The 19,668-nt window shown below is 67.9% G+C and carries 16 protein-coding genes; 4 read left to right on the top strand and 12 right to left on the bottom strand.

Going from position 1 to position 19,668, the window contains the following annotated elements; translation table 11 throughout:
- Nucleotides 1–4 precede the first annotated feature (4 nt).
- Nucleotides 5–844: a hypothetical protein gene (locus WS75_RS28395; protein WP_059685568.1), complete on the top strand. Its 840-nt coding sequence runs from the start codon at nt 5–7 to the stop codon at nt 842–844.
- 93 nt (nt 845–937) lie between these two features.
- On the opposite strand, the gene fdhA is transcribed toward WS75_RS28395, so the two are convergent.
- The 8 genes from fdhA to WS75_RS28355 form a co-directional block, all read right to left on the bottom strand.
- Complete coding sequence (gene fdhA, locus WS75_RS28390; RefSeq protein WP_059600256.1) at nt 938–2,134, bottom strand: formaldehyde dehydrogenase, glutathione-independent; 1,197 nt, start codon at nt 2,132–2,134, stop codon at nt 938–940.
- A 264-nt stretch (nt 2,135–2,398) separates the two neighbouring features.
- On the bottom strand, nt 2,399–3,589 hold the full coding sequence (locus WS75_RS28385; RefSeq protein WP_059685566.1) for an HlyD family secretion protein: 1,191 nt from the start codon (nt 3,587–3,589) through the stop codon (nt 2,399–2,401).
- Complete coding sequence (locus WS75_RS28380) at nt 3,589–5,466, bottom strand: efflux transporter outer membrane subunit (protein WP_059685564.1); 1,878 nt, start codon at nt 5,464–5,466, stop codon at nt 3,589–3,591. The genes WS75_RS28385 and WS75_RS28380 overlap by 1 nt, the downstream gene beginning before the upstream one ends.
- A gap of 8 nt (nt 5,467–5,474) precedes the next feature.
- On the bottom strand, nt 5,475–6,413 hold the full coding sequence (locus WS75_RS28375; protein ID WP_059685562.1) for a glycosyltransferase family 2 protein: 939 nt from the start codon (nt 6,411–6,413) through the stop codon (nt 5,475–5,477).
- Nucleotides 6,414–6,423: 10 nt separating this feature from the next.
- Complete coding sequence (locus tag WS75_RS28370) at nt 6,424–8,019, bottom strand: DHA2 family efflux MFS transporter permease subunit (RefSeq protein WP_059685560.1); 1,596 nt, start codon at nt 8,017–8,019, stop codon at nt 6,424–6,426.
- Nucleotides 8,016–9,299 carry a glycosyltransferase gene (locus WS75_RS28365; protein ID WP_059685559.1) on the bottom strand — a complete coding sequence of 428 codons (1,284 nt, stop codon included), beginning with the start codon at nt 9,297–9,299 and terminating at the stop codon, nt 8,016–8,018. The genes WS75_RS28370 and WS75_RS28365 overlap by 4 nt, the downstream gene beginning before the upstream one ends.
- A gap of 16 nt (nt 9,300–9,315) precedes the next feature.
- Nucleotides 9,316–9,885, bottom strand: coding sequence for a methyltransferase family protein (locus tag WS75_RS28360; protein WP_059685557.1), 570 nt, complete (start codon nt 9,883–9,885; stop codon nt 9,316–9,318).
- A 67-nt stretch (nt 9,886–9,952) separates the two neighbouring features.
- The gene (locus WS75_RS28355; RefSeq protein ID WP_059685555.1) at nt 9,953–10,855 is read right to left on the bottom strand and encodes an alpha/beta fold hydrolase; all 903 of its coding nucleotides are present in this window, start codon (nt 10,853–10,855) and stop codon (nt 9,953–9,955) included.
- Between the two features lie 721 nt (nt 10,856–11,576).
- On the opposite strand from WS75_RS28355, the gene betI reads away from it, so the two are divergent.
- The 3 genes from betI to betA are packed head-to-tail and all read left to right on the top strand — an operon-like array spanning nt 11,577 to nt 15,389.
- Nucleotides 11,577–12,161, top strand: coding sequence for a transcriptional regulator BetI (gene betI, locus WS75_RS28350; RefSeq protein WP_059685553.1), 585 nt, complete (start codon nt 11,577–11,579; stop codon nt 12,159–12,161).
- A gap of 32 nt (nt 12,162–12,193) precedes the next feature.
- Complete coding sequence (gene betB, locus WS75_RS28345; RefSeq protein WP_059685552.1) at nt 12,194–13,663, top strand: betaine-aldehyde dehydrogenase; 1,470 nt, start codon at nt 12,194–12,196, stop codon at nt 13,661–13,663.
- A gap of 25 nt (nt 13,664–13,688) precedes the next feature.
- On the top strand, nt 13,689–15,389 hold the full coding sequence (betA, locus tag WS75_RS28340; protein WP_059685550.1) for a choline dehydrogenase: 1,701 nt from the start codon (nt 13,689–13,691) through the stop codon (nt 15,387–15,389).
- Between the two features lie 77 nt (nt 15,390–15,466).
- Here betA and WS75_RS28335 read toward each other — a convergent pair whose 3' ends face one another.
- The 4 genes from WS75_RS28335 to WS75_RS28320 all read right to left on the bottom strand — a co-directional run bounded on the left by WS75_RS28335 (nt 15,467) and on the right by WS75_RS28320 (nt 19,608).
- Nucleotides 15,467–16,588 carry a hypothetical protein gene (locus WS75_RS28335; RefSeq protein WP_059685547.1) on the bottom strand — a complete coding sequence of 374 codons (1,122 nt, stop codon included), beginning with the start codon at nt 16,586–16,588 and terminating at the stop codon, nt 15,467–15,469.
- 241 nt (nt 16,589–16,829) lie between these two features.
- Nucleotides 16,830–17,333 (bottom strand): hypothetical protein, encoded by a 504-nt coding sequence (locus WS75_RS28330; protein WP_059534146.1) that lies wholly within the window; start codon nt 17,331–17,333, stop codon nt 16,830–16,832.
- A 123-nt stretch (nt 17,334–17,456) separates the two neighbouring features.
- Nucleotides 17,457–18,281 carry an OmpW/AlkL family protein gene (locus tag WS75_RS28325; RefSeq protein ID WP_059685545.1) on the bottom strand — a complete coding sequence of 275 codons (825 nt, stop codon included), beginning with the start codon at nt 18,279–18,281 and terminating at the stop codon, nt 17,457–17,459.
- Between the two features lie 73 nt (nt 18,282–18,354).
- Nucleotides 18,355–19,608 carry a DUF2957 domain-containing protein gene (locus WS75_RS28320; RefSeq protein ID WP_059685543.1) on the bottom strand — a complete coding sequence of 418 codons (1,254 nt, stop codon included), beginning with the start codon at nt 19,606–19,608 and terminating at the stop codon, nt 18,355–18,357.
- Nucleotides 19,609–19,668 lie beyond the last annotated feature (60 nt).

The following is a 19,668-nucleotide window of genomic DNA, read 5'->3' as shown; positions in this document are numbered from 1 at the left end:
GATCATGCAAGTCCTGCCCAACCGGAAAGTCCGCACGCGCGACACGCTGCGCGGCGCACTGAGCCTGCGTGCCGAGCCGCGCGCCACCGTCAGCCAGCGCTGCCGGCAGTGCGGCTTCATGGCGTTCCGCGCCAGCGAGCAGTGCCCCGTCTGCGGACTGGGGGGTTGGCCGTTCGCGCCGCTGCGCCGATCGAACGACGATGTGCCCGCCGCGCAGGCCGCGCCCACGCACGAGGCGCAGCACGTCCCGACGTGGTCGTCGCGCGTCGCGGCCGCGGTGCGCAGCGCGGCGCTCCAGCGGCCGCGCGCGTCAAGCGCACCGCTGCTGAGCATCCTGACCCTCGTGATGCTGGTCGGCGGCTATGTGACGTATGACCGGACGTGCCGGGCGAATCCCGTCTGTCACGGACCGGGCGCGTCGCGCCCGCTGACGGCTTACGCCAGTCTGCATGCGGGTGATGCGCCGACGTTGCCGGTCGGGCCCGCGCCCGCGCCCGTCCCGGCATTTCATGCGGCCGAGCGCGCGGCAGTCGACATCGATCGGCTCGCCAACGCCAACGTCGACACCGACACCGATCGGTCGACCAAGGCCGCTCAACCCGGCAATGCGGGCACGCCCCGACACGCGACAGGACGCCCGATGACGACGCTCGCGCGGCACACGCCGCCGGTTCACGGACCGGACAGCGCGCGCGGCGGCGGCATTCGCGTCGCCGACTGGAAAGGCGGTGCCACCGCGACGCGACACGCGCACGCGATACGCCGCGTGACCCTGCATACGCGTCATGGCCGGCGAGCGATGGCGAGCGCGGCCGAAACGGCGATGATCTATCGCGGGCATTGAGCGCGCGGCGCACGGCGACCGCAGCCACGCCCGCAACGAAAAACGGGCGGCACCGTCTCCGGTGCCGCCCGCTTCATGCCCGTCGTTCGTGCGTCAGGCCGCCAGCAAGCCGTGCGGATCGATCACGAATTTGCGCGGCGCGCCGCCGTCGAACTTCTTGTAGCCTTCCGGCGCCTGGTCGAGCGAGATCACTTCGACGTTGACGATCTTCGCGATCGGCAGACGGTCGAAAAGGATTGCCTGCATCAGGTTGCGGTTGTACTTGAGCACCGGCGTCTGGCCCGTGAAGAACGAGTGCGACTTCGCCCAGCCGAGGCCGAAGCGGATGCTCAGGCTGCCGTGCTGCGCGGCCTTGTCCTTCGCGCCCGGATCGTCCGTCACGTACAGGCCCGGGATGCCGATCGCGCCGGCCGGCCGCGTGATTTCCATCAGCGAGTTCAGCACCGTCGCGGGCGCTTCCTCGGAATGGCCCGACGAACCGTGGCCGTGCGCCTCGAAGCCGACGCAGTCGACCGCGCAATCGATCTCCGGCACGCCGAGGATCTGCTCGATCTGCTCGCCGAGCGACGCGTCCTTCGACAGGTCGACCGTCTCGAAGCCCATCGCCCGCGCGTGCGCGAGGCGTTCCGCGTTCATGTCGCCGACGATCGTCACCGCCGCGCCGAGCAGGCGCGCCGACGCGGCCGCCGCCATGCCGACCGGGCCCGCGCCCGCAATGTAGACCGTCGAGCCCGGCTTCACGCCCGCGCTCACCGCGCCGTGATAGCCGGTCGGGAGAATGTCGGACAGGCAGGTCAGATCGCGAATCTTCGCCATCGCCTGGTCGCGGTCGGGGAATTTCAGCAGGTTGAAGTCCGCGTACGGCACGAGCACGTACTCGGCCTGGCCGCCGATCCAGCCGCCCATGTCGACGTAGCCGTAAGCACCGCCGGCACGCGACGGGTTCACGTTCAAGCACACACCCGTATGCGTGTCCTTGCACATCGCGCAGCGGCCGCATGCGACGTTGAACGGCACCGACACGAGATCACCGATCTTCAGCGTCTCGACGTCCGGGCCCACCTCGACCACTTCGCCCGTGATCTCGTGACCGAGCACGAGGCCGACCGGAGCGGTCGTGCGGCCGCGCACCATGTGCTGGTCGGAGCCGCAGATGTTCGTGCTCACCACTTTCAGGATGACACCGTGGCCGATCGCGCGGCCGGTCGGATCGACCATTTTCGGATAATCGATCTTCTGCACTTCGACCTTGCCCGGCCCAAGATAGACGACACCTCGATTGCTGCTCATCGTATTGTCTCCATGTCTCGTTGGATGGCGCTGCCGCGCGCCAACGGATGCGGCGCTACGCAACGTGCTGTTCGAGAGTAGTCCCGGAGGTGGGGGCCCCGATGTCTCAAACGCGACATGCGTTTGAACGGTGCCGACATAAATGGCGGAAACACGAAAGTCGGGTCAGGGAAAAAACGGCCGGAGAGCGCGATCGTGGCAGGCACGAAACGCGTGAGCGCGGCCGATCGGCGCGATCGGCCCGCCCCGTCGGTCGGGCGCGCGTTACCCGCCCTGATTCTCGCGAACGATCGCGGCGGCCGCCGCTTCCGCGTCGCTCGCCACCCCGTCGTGCACGCGCGTACTGACGGCCGGCGTCGGCGGCTCGCTGTCGAGCGCATGGCCGTCGCGGTTGCGCGTATCGACGGTCGCACGCATCGACAGCCCGACCCGCAGCGGATGCGCGGCCAGATCGCGAGGATCGATCGCGATCACGACCGGCACGCGTTGCACGACCTTGATCCAGTTGCCGGCCGCGTTCTGCGAGGGCAGCATCGAGAACGCGCTGCCGGTGCCGGCCGAGAAGCCCTGCACGCGGCCGCGATAGGTCACGCGCGAGCCGTAGAGATCCGACACGATCTCGACCGGCTGCCCGATGCGCATGTGGCGGATCTGCCCTTCCTTGAAATTGGCCTCGATCCACAACTGACTGAGCTGCACGATCGACATCAGCGGCACGCCGGGCCCGACCTGCTGGCCGACCTGCACCGAACGTTGACCGATCGTGCCGTCGACCGGCGCGACGATCGTCGTGCGCTTCAGGTTCCGGTACGCGAGCTTGAACTGCGCGGTAGCCTGCACGACGGCCGGGTTTTCGTCGACGGGCAACCGGGTGCCGAGCGCGCGCGCCGCATCGAGCTGCGCCTGTGCGGCCGCGAGATTGGCCTGCGCACCGGCGACCGCCGCGCGCGCGCGCGCCAGCTCCTCCGGCGCGACGATCTCGACCGACGCGCCCGAACGCGCGGCGAGCGCGCGCTGCGCGAGCGACAGGTCGGCCTGGCGCGCGGTCACGGCTTCGACGTACATCGTGTTCGAGATCTTCGCGTTCGCGACCTGCCGCACGGCCTGCGCGAGCTGCGCCTTCGCCTGCGCGAACGCGACGGACGCCTCGGTGTCGTCGAGCCGCACCAGCGTCTGCCCGGCACGCACGGCCTGCGTATCGGCGACCAGCACGTCGGTCACGGTGCCCGGAATCTGCGCCGCGACCTGCACGATGCTGCCCGCGACGTACGCGTCGTCGGTGTCTTCGTAATAGCGGTCATGCAACAGCCAGAACGCGATCCAGACGAGCGCGGCCAGCAGCACGACCGCGAAGAACAGCGTGAAGCGCTTGCGGCGCGTCGCCCGGCGCGCGTCGAGTGCGGGATCGTTCAGGGCAGCCGGCTGCGCGGCGTTATGAAGGTTGTCGTGGTGCATCAGTCGCTTTGCGTAACGATCAGGCGGTCATGCTGGAACAAGGGGATCGGCGGCATGGCCGACGGACCCGGCGCTGGATTCACTGCCGCCGTGCGCGCGGAAACGGGGACGCCGCGAGGCGTCGCGCCGACGGCCGGCGGGCGTGGCGCGTCGTCGCGTCGCGCGGCCGCCGCATTCGATGCTGCGACGACCTGCGGGACGGCCACGCTCCGCGCACGCGCATCGGCCGACGGCCCCGCCACCGACTGGCTCGTGGTCGCGGCGGCGGCCGGTGCGGCCGTGGCGGTCGCAGACGCCACGGCGGGCGCTGCGGATGCGGCGACCGAAGCGCCGCGCTTCGCCGCCCCGCCACGCGCCCGATGCACGGTCGGCGCCTGCGCGACCGTCGCGCCCGCGTCGAACCCGCCGCCCAGCGCGCCGATCAACCCGACACGCAGCGTCCGCTGCCGGCCGAGCAGCGCGATCATCTGTGCGCGCTCGTCGATCAACGTGAGATCCGCGACATCGACGTCTTTCTGCATCAGCACGCCGCGCCGATGACGGTCAGTCGCGATCTCCACGATCTTTTGCGCGGCCGCGACCGCGTCCTGCTGCTGCGCGACGAGCGTCTGCGACGTACGCAGAGACGTGACGATCTGCGCGACCTGACCGAGCGCATCGTCGACGGTCTTGTTGTACAGCCCGATCGCGACGTCGGCCTGCGCGACGTCCGCGCCGAGCTTCGCCTTCAGCCGGCCGCGATCGAACACCGGCAGCGAGATCGCCGGGCCGACGGAACCGCCAAGCGCGTCGCGCGAGAACAGCGACGCGGGCGTCAGCGCGAACACGCCGCCGAGCGCGACGAGATTCACGTCCGGATAGAACTGCGCGCGTGTCGAATCGGCATTCGCGAACGCGGCTTCGACACGCAGCCGCGCAGCGACGATGTCGGGCCGACGGCCCAGCAGATCGGCCGGCAGCCGCGCGGGCAGCGCGCCGCCGGCCAATGCGCCGACGCGCGGCCGCTGCAGCGCAAGCCCGCGCTCCGGGCCGCGGCCCGACAGCACGCCGAGCTGCAGTTGCGCGAGCTTGATCTGCTCGTCGTTCAGCGCGATCTGCGCGAGCAGCTTGCTGCGTTTGATCGATGCGTCGCTCGCGTCGTACGCGTTGTCGAGCCCGCGCGCGGTACGCTCGCGCAGCACGGTCGTCACACGCTGACTGACCTTGAGCTTCTGCTGCAGCAGATCCTGCGTCGCGTACGCCTGGTCGAGCTGGCAGTACACGGTGACGATCGCGACCGCCAGCGTGAGCCGCACCTGCTCGGCCTCGACCCGCGCCGCGTCACGCAGCGACATCAGGCTCTTCGTCGCCGCGCGGTTCTTGCCCCACAGGTCGAGCTGGTAGTTGAGCCCGACGAACACCGACGACGGCGATACGTTCGGATCGCCAAATATCTCGACCGGCACGCGATAGCCGCTGACCGACACGTTGGCGACGTCGTCGCCCGGCTTCGGCATCCGCGCGCGGCTGACCGTTGCGCCGGCCGTACCCGTCAGCCCCGTCAACGAATCGAACTGCTGAAGCTGCGCCTGCGCGATCCGCAAGCGCGCCTGAGCAACCTGCAGGTCGGGATTGTGTTGCGATGCCTCGGCGACCAGCGCGTCAAGCTGCGGATCCTGCAGTTGCTTCACCCAGTCGGGTGCGGGCCACGCACCATTCACGCCGGGGCCGGCCGTATGCGCGAGCGCATCGTCGGCCGGCGCACGCAACGACAGCGACGGCAGGAAGCCGGTCGGCACGCATCCGCCCAATGCCATCGCCGCCGCCGCGGCTCCGATCAACGCACCGCCCTTCACGCCACGCGCCAGCGCTGCCGCATTTTCTTTCACACGCCGCATCGTTTCCCTCATCCCTGCTGGACGCGCTGCGCACGTGCGGCCAGACGCGGCCGCGTGCGCTCGAGCGGACCGAGCCGGCCGAACAGGCCGTCCGCGATTCCGAACAGGATGCCGGCGAGCTTGTCGCGCTTGTCGCGCTCGACGAGCGCAATCTGCACGACCTGCCACACGGTCAGCAGGTTCGGCACGATCGCCACCGGAAAGCGCAGCCCGTACTGCATCCCGAGCTGCACCGCATTGCGGGCGCTGTAGTAGCGCCGTTGCCACGAGTGATTCATCGACGTCATTTCGAAAGGGCCGAACGCGTGACGCTGCTTCGCGCCGATCCGGTGCGGCAGCACCAGCGACGGCACGACGTAGAGCGGCACGTTGCGCGCGAGCGCGCGGAAGCTGTATTCGGTATCGACGTGATCGATGAACAGCGTCTCGTCGAAGCGGCCGAGCACGTCGAACGCGGCGCGCGACACGACGCAGCCCGACGAAATCAGGAACGCACAGCGCTGCACTTGCGCATCGGGATCGACGCGCAGCCGGCGTAACGCGATCCCGTTGGTCGCCAGCTCGGGCAGGAAGCTGCGCGCGTTCTCGTCGAAGATGCGCGGGCCGGCCAGGAACGCGCGCCCCGCGAGCCCCTCGCAGGCGTCGCGCATCGTCGCAAAGTAACCGGCCGGCACCGACGAATCCTGGTCGAACAGCGCGACCGCATCGACGTTGTCGCGAAACAGCGCCGCGAGCCCCGCGTTGTACGCGCCCGCGACGCCGCCGCGATTGCCGTGATGCAGCAGCGCGATGCCGTCGCGCGCGCACAGTTCGCTTGCGCGCGGATCGGGCTGCGGCGTGTTGTCGACGACGAGCAGCGCGTCGCACGCGTGCCGCCACGTGCCGAGTGCCGCGAGCTGCGCGTCGGTCGGGTGATACAGGATCACGAGTGCGCCGAGTGTCGTCATGCCGCTCTCCTCAATGTCCGAACGAAGCTGCCGCGCCGCGCTTCGGCCGCGTGAGCCACATCATCGCGGCGAGCACGAGGCAGGTCATGCTCGCCATCCAGAACATGTCGCCCGTCGCCATCATGTACGCCTGCTGCATCACGACCTGGTGCAGCGTGGATAGCTCGCGCACGCCGTCCACGCCCATCGCGTTCAGCGTGTGCACGAAGCGCTGCGTGTTCGCCGATGCGTGCGTGACCGATTGCGACACGACGTCGTAGTGATAGGTCGCACGGTTGTCCCACAGCGTCACGCTCATCGCGGTGCCGAACGCGGCGGACAGCGTGCGCAGGAAGTTCGACAGGCTCGACGCCGCCGCGAGCCGGTCGTCCGGAATGCGCGACAACGTCGCGGCGGTCAGCGGAATGAAGAAACACGGCAGCCCGATTCCCTGGATGAGCCCGGGCGCCGCGATCTGCGCGAACGTCATCTTCAGCGTGAAATGCGCATCCCATGCGAGCACGGTCGCGAACACGAGGAAGCCGAAGGTCGCGAGCACGCGCGCGTCGAAACGGTGCGCGTGCAGGCCGACGAGAATCGAGAACACGAGCGCGAGCACGCCGAGCGACGCGGTGGCGAGCCCCGCGTGGAATGCGTTGTAGCCCATCACCGCCTGCATCCACAGCGGGAACACGACACCCACCACCGAGAAGCTCATCATCCCGAGCGAGATGATCAGCACGCAGAACGAGAACGTGCGATCGCGAAACAGGCTCAAGTCGACGACCGGATGGGCCTCGCCCGCCTCCCAGATCAGCAGCGACACGATCGCGAGCCCCGCGACCACCGCGAGCGTGACGATCAGCGGCGAATCGAACCAGCCCTTGTCGTGGCCGAGATCGAGCATCGCCTGCAGCGAGCCGACGCCGATCACGAGCAGCACGATGCCCGGCACGTCGATCGGGCCGGCCGCACCACGCTGCGCGTCGGGGCGCAGCATCGCGGTGCAGACCGCGAACGAGAACAGCCCGATCGGCAAATTGATCAGGAAGATCCACGGCCACGAGAAGCTGTCGACGATCCAGCCGCCGACCACCGGCCCGAAGATCGGCGCGAGCAGCACCGTCATCGCCCATAGCGCGAGCGCGACGGTGCGCTTGTCCGGCGGGAACGTGCGCAGCAGGATCGTCTGCGACAGCGGCACCATCGGCCCCGAGCACAGCCCCTGCAGCGCGCGGCAGACCACCAGCACGTGCAGGTCGCGCGCGAGGCCGCACAGCAGCGACGTCAGCGTGAACAGCAGCACCGCGCCGACGAACAGCCGCAGTTCGCCGACGCGCCGCGCGAGCCAGCCGGTCAGCGGCACCGCGATCGCGGCCGCGACCGAATACGAGCTGATCACCCACGTACCCTGGCTGTTCGAGACGCCGAGACTGCCCGAGATCGCGGGCACCGCGACGTTGGTGACGGTCGAGTCGAGCACTTCGATGAAGGTCGCGAGCGACAGCGCGAACGTCAGCAGCGCGAGCCGGGCGCCGCGCACCGGCGGCGCGGCCGGCGCAGCGGCCGGCACGTCGAACGCGGACGGCACGGCGGGCCCGTCGCGAAGCGGCGGTGCGGTACTCATGCGCCGGCCGCCGCGACTACGGGCCGTGTGGCCGCCCACCCGCGCGTCGGCGCGAACCGTTCGATGAAATCGGCGGCGGCTTCGCAGCCGTCCTGCTCGGCCGCCAGCGCTGCGCGGATACGCGCAGCGTGCGCCGCAAACGCGGGTTCACCGAGCACGCGCGCGAGCGCCACGCCAAGACGCGCGCCGTCGATCGGGCCGTCGACGCGCACGCCGCAGCCGCTCACGGCGACCCGCTGCGCGTTGTCGAACTGGTCGTGCGCGAACGGTGTCACGACCTGCGGAATTCCCGCTTCGAACGCGAGCGCCGCCGTGCCGATCCCGCCGTGATGCACGAGCGCGCGGCAACGCGGCAGCAGCTTGCGCATCGGCACGAAACGGCGCACGAGCAGCCGATCGCCGTCCGGCGCCGCATCGTGCGGGCTCAGCAGGATCCCGCGCGCGCCGTTCGCGCGCAGCGCATCCGCCACCGCGCGCGCATAGGCCGCATGATCGACGCGTGTCGAACCGGCCGTGAACACGACCGGGGGTTCACCGGCCGCGAGATACGCATCGAGTGCCACATCTTCGTCGGGTGTCGCAATATCGTTGAACAACGGGAAACCGCTTTGCTGGTGATTCGACGGCCAGTCCGGCTGCGGCGGCGCGAACCAGCCGGGAAACAGGCACAGCACGCCGTCGGTCGAATGCAGCCAGCGGCCCAGCACGCGTCGCGCGGGCGCGAGCCCGAACTCGCGGCGCACCGCGTTGAGCGCGGGGCCGCAGGTGCGATCGAGCACCTGGCGCTCGATCAGCGTCATCAGCGCCGCCTTCACCGGCAGCGGCCAGCGTGCGGGAATCGTCAGGCGCGGGTGCGTCGGCGGCGCATGCGCGGACAGCAGCGTCGACGGCGACACCTGCACCGATACGTACGGCGTGCCGTGCAGTTCCTGCATGAAGCGCGCGGAGAATGCCCACAGCGTGCCGACGAGTACCGTATCGCCATCAGTCAGTGCGCGCAGCGCGTCGTAGTGCGGGCGCAGCGTCGGCGCGATCACCTGCCACAGCGTGCGAAACGACGTGCGCGGATCCCACAGCGCGGGGTTCTCCATCGCGGCCTCGTATTCGGCCGCGGTGCCGATCGGCACGAACGCGAACCCGCAACGGCGCACGATCGCCTCGAACGGCGCGTGCGTGCAGAACACGACGTCGTGGCCGCGCAGCGCGAGCGCACGCGCGACGCCGAGCAGCGGATGCACGTCGCCCGCCGACCCGATCGCGGTCACGATCACCTTCGCCATCGCGCGCCTCGCGGGGTCAATAGAAGCCGGGGATCAGCGCCGCGACCTCGCGGCGGTATTGCGCGTACGCCGGCCCGAAATACCCGGTCAGCCAGCTCTCCTCGACGCGCACCTTGTACGCGAGCGACGCGAACACGAGCGCGACGCCAAGCGCGCCGCGCCATTCGCCGCCGATCAGCGCGGCGCCGACGAGTGCGATCAGGCAGCCCGTATAGATCGGGTGACGCACGAGCGCATACGGCCCGGTGCGGACGAGTTCATGGTCTTCCTTCAGTGTGACCGACACGCTCCAGTTCGTGCCGAGATGCAGTCGCGCCCATACGGAGAACAGCAGCCCCGCGACGAGCACCGCGAGCCCGCATTGCGCCTGCAGGCCGAAGCGCTGCCAGTCGGGCACGAGTGCCTGCCACGACGGATCGGGCAGGATGATCAACGCGCCGCCGACGATCAGCGGAATCGACTGCAGCGTGCGCGAGCGCGACGCCTCCTTGCGCACGGTCGTCTTCACGGCCTGCGACGTCGCGATCCAGTAGGCGAGCCACGCGGCCCAGGGAACGACGATGGCGATGGTCTGAACGATATTCACGGCTGGCCTGCCTCGTGTGAAAGAAAATTCGGATGCGCCCGGTGTGCCCGGTGCGCGACGTGCTGCGTCATGACGACAGCGCCGGCATCGGCGCGGACACGCATGCGTGTGCGGCGCCGAGCGCGATGCCCGCTGCGACGGGCGGCGTATCGCAGAAGAAGTCGAGCAGCGCCGCGCGCGTGGTTTCGCGCTGCGCGCGGCCTTCGATGTCGAGGAAATGACCGGCGTCGGGAACCGTCGCGAAGCGCGCGCGCGGCACGTGCGCGGCGAGCTGGCGGACATCGGCCGGCGTCGTGTATTCGTCGCGCTCGCCGTTCAGGAACAGCAACTCGCAGCCGATGTTCGAAAACTCGCTCAGGTAGCGCTCCGGCTGCAGCGACAGGATCTGGTCGACGTGGAACGCGACCTGGTCCTGCTCGTCGCGCGGCAAGCGCGTCAGATAGCGGTAGTTGTAGAGCTTCATGATGCGCGGCAGGTAGCGGCCGACCGTATCGTTCAGCAGCTGCGCGGCCTTCAGGTTCTCGCCGGCCGCGATGTGGTCGCGGGCGCGCGTCACGTAGTCGACCATCGCGTCGTTCAGGAACGGCGAGAACGAGCAGATCGCCGCGCGCCGCACGCTCGGGCAGCCGCGCGCGAGCGCGAACAGCGACGCGACACCGCCCCACGACACCGATACGAGGAACGCCGGCGCGAAGCGCTCGACCAGATACTGGAGGATCGCGGCCTCGTCGTCCTTGGTCAGAATGAAGCAGCCGGGGTTGTGCTGGCGCGACTGCCCCGCATACGGCAGGTCGAAGCAGATCGTGTTCATCCGCTCGCCGAGATACTGGACGGTCTGCCCGAACGAGGCGGTCGTCGCGAGCGCGCCGTTGACGAGCATCGCCGTGTCGAACGACGGATCGAACACGTTCCGTTCGACGTAGACCTTCAGACCATTCGGTAGCGGGACCACGTATTTTTCGGTCGGCATCGTCGTTCTCCGGTGGATGCGGCGTCTCGGCGTCGCGGCATGCTGCAGGTGCGCAATGGCGGGCGCCGGCCCCGTCGCGGTCGTTGGCCGCACCCATTGCCGACGCACCGCGGGAAAAACCCGCGGCGCCGATTCATTCCTTATGGTTCGGCGCCATACTAATACGGGCAATATTACTTACTCAAGTCATTCCAACGATCCCCTCTACTCCATCTGGAAATACGCCAGATTCAAATATTTTTGGCAATTTTTATGGTAGAAGGACTCGATCCCGCGTTGACCGCAATCGTTTGCTGTCGAGCCGACAAGCACTCGATCATCCACACAATTTCCTTTAATTTCAATTCTTTATATAACTTCAATCGACTGATTGAAACGAATTCCTGGAAATTGCCCGTGACGGAACACGAGACCAGAATTTCTGAATTTCCTAAAATCTCACATAGCTCGACATTCTTTCGACGTGTAATAAATCGATTAAATGACCTTTCGCAACTATTGCGCCGTCTTTTCGGAAATCGTTTTAAACAAACTTCAAATTATTTAACCTTCTTTCGACGCGTTTTTCCGCACCTGCACAATCGCGTGCGGCAGCATCTGATCCCCCAGCCGATCTACCGATTCGACGTCGGACCCTGTTTTTTTGTTGATTGAACGGTCAATAAAAAACCGCTAAGCTGTCGACTTCCAGGAACGGCCCGTCCGGGCGAAGGGGTTCGCAATGCCAAAAGTCGGAATGCGGGAGATTCGTCGCGCGCAGTTGATCGACGCGACGCTGCGCTCGATCGACGAGGCCGGCCTCCCCGGCACGACGCTCGCATCGGTCGCGCAGCGCGCGAACATCTCGACGGGCATCGTCAGCCATTACTTCGGCGACAAGGACGGCCTGCTCGAAGCCACGATGCGGCACGTGCTGCGCGATCTGTGGGCGGCCACCACGCGCCGCCGCATCGCGGCACGCAAGGACCCGCGGTCCCGGCTGCGCGCGATCGTCGCCGCGAACTTCGACGACACGCAGGTCAGCGCACCCGTGATGAAGACCTGGCTCGCGTTCTGGTCGCAGAGCATGCACGACGCGATGCTCAAGCGCCTGCAGCACGTCAACACGCGGCGCCTCCATTCGAACCTGTGCGCGGAATTCGCCAAGGCGTTGCCGCGCGCGAAGGCACGGGAAGCCGCCAGCGGCCTCGCCGCGCTGATCGACGGCCTCTGGCTGCGCGGTGCGCTCGCCGGCGGCCCGATCGACACACGGGCTGCACTGAAGCTCGCCCACGATTACATCGACCTGCTCCTCGCGTCAGACTGACGCGTCACGCAGTCGCCCTCAAGGAGATCCTCATGTCCGTATACGGTTTGCAGCGCCTCTACATCGGCGGCGGTTACGTCGACGCCACCAGCGGCAAGACTTTCGACACCTTCGATCCCGCCAACGGCGAACTGCTCGCGCAGGTGCAGCAGGCGAGCGCGGCCGACGTCGACCGCGCGGTCGCATCGGCACGGGAAGGCCAGCGCGAATGGGCCGCGATGACCGCGATGCAGCGCTCGCGCATCCTGCGCCGCGCGGTCGATCTGCTGCGCGAACGCAACGACGAACTCGCGGCGATCGAGACGCGCGACACCGGCAAGCCGATCGGCGAGACGCTCGCGGTCGACATCGTCACGGGCGCGGACGTGATCGAATACTACGCGGGCCTCGCGACCGCGATCGAGGGGCTGCAGGTGCCGCTGCGCGCCGAGTCGTTCGTGTATACGCGCCGCGAGCCGCTCGGCGTGTGCGCGGGCATCGGTGCATGGAACTACCCGATCCAGATCGCGTGCTGGAAGACGGCGCCCGCGCTCGCGGCCGGCAACGCGATGGTGTTCAAGCCGAGCGAAGTCACGCCGCTCACCGCGCTGAAGCTCGCGGAAATCTATACGGAAGCCGGCGTGCCGGCCGGCGTGTTCAACGTCGTGCAGGGTGACGGTTCGGTCGGCGCGCTGCTGACGGGCCATCCGGACATCGCGAAGGTGTCGTTCACCGGCGGCGTCGAGACCGGCAAGAAAGTGATGTCGCTCGCCGGCGCATCGTCGCTGAAGGAAGTGACGATGGAGCTCGGCGGCAAGTCGCCGCTGATCGTGTTCGAGGATGCCGACCTCGACCGCGCCGCCGACATCGCGGTCACCGCCAACTTCTTCAGCTCGGGCCAGGTCTGCACCAACGGCACGCGCGTGTTCGTGCACCGCTCGGTCAAGGACACGTTCACGCAGAAGGTGCTCGAACGCGTGAAGCGCATCCGCGTCGGCAAGCCGACCGATGCCGACACCAACTTCGGCCCGCTCGTGTCGGCCGCGCAGCTCGACAAGGTGCTCGGCTTCATCGAGAGCGGCAAGGCCGAAGGCGCGAAGCTGCTCGCGGGCGGCACGCGCCTGACCGACGGCCACTTCGGCAGCGGCCAGTACGTCGCGCCGACCGTGTTCGGCGACTGCCGCGACGACATGAAGATCGTCCGCGAAGAGATTTTCGGGCCGGTGATGAGCATCCTCCATTTCGAATCGGAAGACGAAGTGATTGCACGCGCGAACGACACGCACTACGGACTCGCGGCCGGTGTCGTGACCGAGAACCTGTCGCGCGCGCATCGCACGATCCACCGCCTCGAAGCCGGCATCTGCTGGATCAACACGTGGGGCGAATCGGCGGCCGAGATGCCGGTTGGCGGATACAAGCAATCCGGTGTCGGACGCGAGAACGGCATCACGACGCTCGAGCACTACACTCGAATCAAGTCGGTGCAGGTCGAGCTCGGCCGCTACAACCCGGTGTTTTAAGGATCACGAAAGGAGACTGACCGTCATGACGACACGCGAATACGACTACATCATCTGCGGTGCCGGTTCCGCGGGCAACGTGCTCGCGACGCGCCTGACGGAAGATCCGAACGTCACGGTGCTGCTGCTCGAAGCGGGCGGCCCCGACTACCGCTTCGACTTCCGTACGCAGATGCCGGCGGCACTCGCCTATCCGCTGCAGGGCCGTCGCTACAACTGGGCCTACGAGACCGACCCCGAGCCGCACATGGACAACCGCCGGATGGAATGCGGCCGCGGCAAGGGGCTCGGCGGCTCGTCGCTGATCAACGGGATGTGCTACATCCGCGGCAACGCGCTCGACTACGACAACTGGTCGACGCACAAGGGGCTCGAGAACTGGACGTATCTCGACTGCCTGCCGTACTTCAAGAAGGCCGAAACGCGCGACGTCGGCCCGAACGACTATCACGGCGGCGACGGCCCCGTGTCGGTCACGACCAGCAAACCGGGCGTGAACCCGCTGTTCGAGGCGATGGTCGATGCGGGCGTGCAGGCCGGCTATCCGCGCACCGACGACCTGAACGGCTATCAGCAGGAAGGCTTCGGCCCGATGGACCGCACCGTCACGCCGAAGGGCCGCCGCGCGAGCACCGCGCGCGGCTATCTCGACCAGGCGAAGGTGCGGCCGAACCTCGAGATCGTCACGCACGCGCTCGCCGACCGCATCCTGTTCGACGGCAAGCGCGCATCGGGCGTCACGTACCTGCGCGGCAGCGAGCGCGCGACCGCGCATGCGCGCCGCGAAGTGCTCGTGTGCAGCGGCGCGATCGCGTCGCCGCAGCTGCTGCAGCGCTCGGGCGTCGGCCCCGGCGCGTGGCTGAAGGAACTCGACATCCCCGTCGTCCTCGATCTGCCCGGCGTCGGCCAGAACCTGCAGGATCACCTGGAGATGTACATCCAGTACGAGTGCAAGGAGCCGGTGTCGCTGTATCCGGCGCTCAAGTGGTGGAACCAGCCGAAGATCGGCCTCGAGTGGATGCTGAACGGCACCGGCCTCGGCGCGACCAACCACTTCGAGGCGGGCGGCTTCATCCGCACGCGCGACGACGATCCGTGGCCGAACATCCAGTATCACTTCCTGCCCGTCGCGATCAACTACAACGGCTCGAACGCGATCGAGATGCACGGCTTCCAGGCGCACGTTGGCTCGATGCGTTCGCCGAGCCGGGGCCGCGTGAAACTGCGCTCGCGCGATCCGAACGATCATCCGAGCATCCTGTTCAACTACATGGCCGAATCGCTGGACTGGCGCGAGTTCCGCGATGCGATCCGCGCGACACGCGAGATCATGCGGCAGCCCGCGCTCGACCGCTATCGCGGCCGCGAGCTGAACCCGGGTGCCGACTGCAAGACCGACAAGGAACTCGACGCGTTCGTGCGGGCCCGGGCGGAAACCGCGTTCCATCCGTCGTGCTCGTGCAAGATGGGTTATGACGACATGGCCGTGGTCGACGAGGAAGGCCGCGTGCACGGTCTCGAAGGGCTGCGTGTGGTCGATGCGTCGATCATGCCGATCATCACGACCGGCAACCTGAACGCGCCGACGATCATGATCGCGGAGAAGATCGCCGACAAGATCCGCGGCCGCACGCCGCTGGCGCGCGTGGACGTGCCCTACTTCGTCGCGAACGGTGCGCCGGCGCGCAATATCGCGAAGGCGGTGCGGCAGCCGGAGACGGCGTAACCGCGCAAGCGCCCTTCCCGGGGCGCAGCAGCGACATGCACGGCTCGCGGCGGTCTCGCCGCGAGCCGTTTTTCATTTCATTGGGCGCTCTCGCCACCCGTACTGAAGCGCTTGATCGCCGCCACCCTCGGCCGCACGCGTTTCGCGCGCACGATCGGATTCGATCGCGACGTCAGGCTCATCGCGCCGCTCAGACGCTCGAACGCGACATCCTCCTTCATCCCGAAGCGACCGACCGCCGGCCACGCGAGCACTTCATCGAGCCATGCCTGCCACGCGTCGCCATGAAAGCGCCGCGCGAACTCGCGCACCATGTCCGGCGCCGCGATCACGATGCCCGCCAGCAGGTAATACGCCCAGAAACTGCCCGCGCCGACGAGCCGGTCGAGCCGGCACACGAACACCGCCGCGAGCAGGCCGTCGACCGACGCGAGATCGGCACGTCGTTCGCGAATCGCACGCGCGACGAGATTGTGCCGGCCGCCATACGCGGCAACGGAAGCCCCTTTTCCGGCAGCCAGCTCCGCGCAGAACATCGCGAGCGCGGCCATCTCGTCGATGCGAGCGGCATCGTCGCGCGGCCCGCAGATGCGCAGCACGATCGCGTCGATGATCGCTCCGGGCGGCGCGGACGGGTCCACGCACGCGGCCACGACTGCCGCGCGTCGTTCTCTCAGGTTCTTCGCGGGTGGCGCTTCGCCGCTCGCGGGTTGTTTTCGTCCGTCGTGCCCGTCGGCGCCGTCGCCATCGCCAGGTTCGACGCCGCCGGCAATGCGCTCCAGCGCGGCCCAGCCGTCGGCGGGATCGTCAAAGGCCCACGCATCGACGACGCCGTGCGCTGCTTCGAATACTGCGCGCGATCCCGGGCAACATCGTTCCGCGTGCGCAAGTTGCCGCGCATTCGGCACGTGGATGCACGCGCCGAGCGGCTCGGAAGCGTCGCACGCGCAACCGCCGCCGTCCATTGCCGTCCACGGTGCGAGTTCGTGGAGGACGGCCAGCGCTTCGTGCGGCAGCGTCACGCCCGTGCGCGCGCTGGCCGCACGCGACGACTCGGTGGTCGGTGCGCCAGCGTCGTCCGTCGCCACGCAAGCCGCTTCGTTCAGGCATTCGATCAGGTACTGCAGCCACGCGGCCGTGCGCAGCCGGTCGGGCGTCGCAGCGCGGGCATCGCCATACTTCGCTGGGTCGGTGAGCATGGGTGGTCCGGAATGGTTCTGGCAAATCGAAACGATTGTTCTATGTCCGTCGACGCAGGCGGCACGGTGCGTCGCACCGCCCCCCGCATGGCCGCCCGCATCGGATCGCGAAGCAGGCGGCCAGCCGGTCGTCACGCGGAACCACGCGACGACACGAATCCATCGCGAAACCGGAACGCCCGCCGCGCATCGTTGCACGGCCCTCGTCCCTGGCGGGCGCCCGGTTCCGATTGCGCGACGCTTACTGCACGTGGAACTTCGGCGACGTGGCGACCGTGCCGCTGACCGTGCAGTCCGGCGTCAACACCGCGTTGTTGAACGTCAGTGACGAGTTCGGATCGCTCCACGTCGTCACGACCTTGCTCGGCCCGCAGGCGCCGAGCAGCGAAACGGTCACCTTCGCGTTGTTGATCGACAGTTGCGTCGTACTGTCGGCCTGGCCCGTCCACGGCGATGCACTGGTCGCGCTGCCGCTGATCAGGCCGCACGTCGCGGCGCCCGTAAACGTCGTCGACGTGATGTTGACGATGCCCGTCGAGGAGATCGTGCCGTTGAACGTCGCGTTGCAGGTCGCGTTGATCGACCCCTTGGCCAGGACGGTGAGGCCCGTCGCGGAGAACGGCTCCCCGTTCGGGTTCATGGCCTGCCCGTCGGCGCGCGAGACGGTCACGGCGAAAGCAGGCGCGGCCGAAACCGCGGTGAATGCCACTGCAGCAACAAGCGATACGATTTTGCGAATGCTCATTTGAACTGCCCCCTCTCTCTTCACAAATGGCGGCATGCCGCCAGGAACGCGACGCGCCGGCCGGATCGGCCCGGCCGCTCGGTCGCAAGAAACCGCCGGCGTGCGCAATGCACGCCGGACGGCTCAGAACTTGTAGGAAATCCCGACGAAGGTGATCAGCGGATCGGCCTTCAGCCGCGTGCGCGTGGTCGCGAGCGTCGAACCGTCGGCGGCCTTGATCACAAGCGACGAGTAGGTCTTCAGCGGCATGTAGGTCAGCGTCGCCGTCAGCCCCCAGTGCTTGTCGATCGCATAGCTCGCGCCGACGTTGTAGACCGGCGTGAACGACGACGACGCCTTGCCCTCCACCGAAGTCGGCCCGGGCTTGCCGGCGCCGGCCGCGAGCACACTGCCGAGGTTCTCGTTGATGTCCTTCGCGAAGTTGCCGTTCAGTTCGATGTTGCTGAACCAGCTGTAGGCCACGCCGATCCCGACGAACGGGCGGAACTTCGCTGTCGGCGCATTGAAGTAGTACTGCATAATGATCGTCGGACTCCATTGCCGCGCATTCTTCACGGCCGGCTGGTTCGACGGATTGTCCATGTTGACGCTGCCGAGCGAACCGGCCGGGCCCGGCGGCCGGATCACGCCGTGCCCGGTCAGCGTGAACTCGGGTGGCACGCCGAGCACCGACGTCACCGCGATATGGTCGGTGAAGAAGTGCGTGAGCGTGAGGCCGACCGTATCGGCGTTGTTGACCGTCAGGCTGGTGCCCGGCGACGTGAACGACCCGGGCAGCCGCAGCGGCCCGTTGATGGGCATGCTCGCGAGATTCGTCGTCAGCCCGTTGGTCGAATCCTGCGGCATGATGTGCAGCCACCCCAGCGTCGCGACATTGTCGCCCGCCTGCTGGGCCGATGCGAACGTCGACACGCATGCGACGACACTCGCGACAATCAGCTTCTTCATGAAGTCTCCCCCTCATTCCATCCGGGCGCCGCGCAGCCATGCGCGACGCCGCCGTGTCTCCATCCGCGAGTGATCACTGCACGAACGCGCCGACCGTGAAGTACGGATTGCTCGTATCGGCCATGTCGAGGAACCCGAACACGCCGCCCGTGAACACGAACTTGCCGGTCGCCGGCCCGGACGCCGCGTCCGCGTGCACGGTCGTCACGACACCCGGCACCTTCTGCGTGTAGTCGAGGTTCAGCGCACGCGTGAGCGCGGCCTGGGACGCGTTGAACGGATCGAGAAGCGTCGCCTGCGCACCGACGAGCGCGGTCGCGCGGTAGTTGAACGCGCTGTCGACGCCCGTGTATTCGCCGTTCTGCGAGCCTTGGGTGATGGCCGTCTGCGGGCTCAGGAACGAGATGCCCGATTCGTCGTCCGCGCTCGGCGGGCCCTGCGTGAGGTCCGCGTTCGCGGCACCGGTGCGGATGAAGACCGGCACGAGCTGATTGCGCAGCTTGCCGACGATCAGGATTCCCTTGCCGCCCTTCGCCGGATCGAGTGCGGCGAGCGTCGGCGGAATCTGCGGCTGGTAGTTCAACGACTGGAACGCCGGTGCGTCCGGGCGCAGCGTGAACGGCTGGTTCACGGTCGCGCTCGATGCGAGCGGCTGCCCGCCGTTCTTCTTGCCGAAGTTGTCGGTCTCGACGTAGCTGCCGTCCGCATTGATCGTCACCTGCTGGTCGAGCGCCACCGGCTGGAAGTTCTGCGACGGCACCTGGTGGTAGCCGAGCTGGTTGTACGTGCCGGCGATCTTCGTCAGGTCGGTTTCGAGCGACGAGAAGCTGATGAACGGGTAGTACGGGAACGTCGTCTTCGAAATCTTGCCCACGCCGATCACGCCGTCGAACTGGATCGTCGCGCCCGGAATCGCACCACCCAGCACGCCTTCACCGAGGAACAGGCGCGCCGGCCGGCTCGGGTCGAGGCTCGCGTTCTGCATCCGGAACGTGCACTGGTTCAGTTTCACGGTCGGCAGGCCCGTTTCGTCGGCCAGCGTGCCGTCGACAACGTTGGCCGGCGCCGTGTCGCGCGTCGGCTGCACCGTGCCGGTGGCCGTCGGCACCGGCGATGCGAGGTAGGTCATCCGGTACGTCATCTTCGTCGTGTCGAGCTGCACCTTCACGAGTTCGCCCGAGCCGGAGCCGCCGATGAACACGGTGTTGTAGTCGATCGTCTGCGGACACAGCCTGACCACCGGCGCGGGCGGCGGGTCGCCGTCGCCACCGCAGGCGACCAGCACGGGCGCGAGCGACGCCGCGGCCATCCAATTCTTCACATTCATAGGAATCCTCTAGAATTTCGATTCGCCGGCGGCAACGCATGCGCCGCCGGTGTTCCGTAT

This window comes from Burkholderia sp. FL-7-2-10-S1-D7 (assembly GCF_001524185.1).
GTDB lineage: Bacteria > Pseudomonadota > Gammaproteobacteria > Burkholderiales > Burkholderiaceae > Burkholderia > Burkholderia diffusa.
The sequence above is the reverse complement of the archived record's forward strand: the minus strand, read 5'-3'. Positions and strand labels throughout refer to the sequence as shown.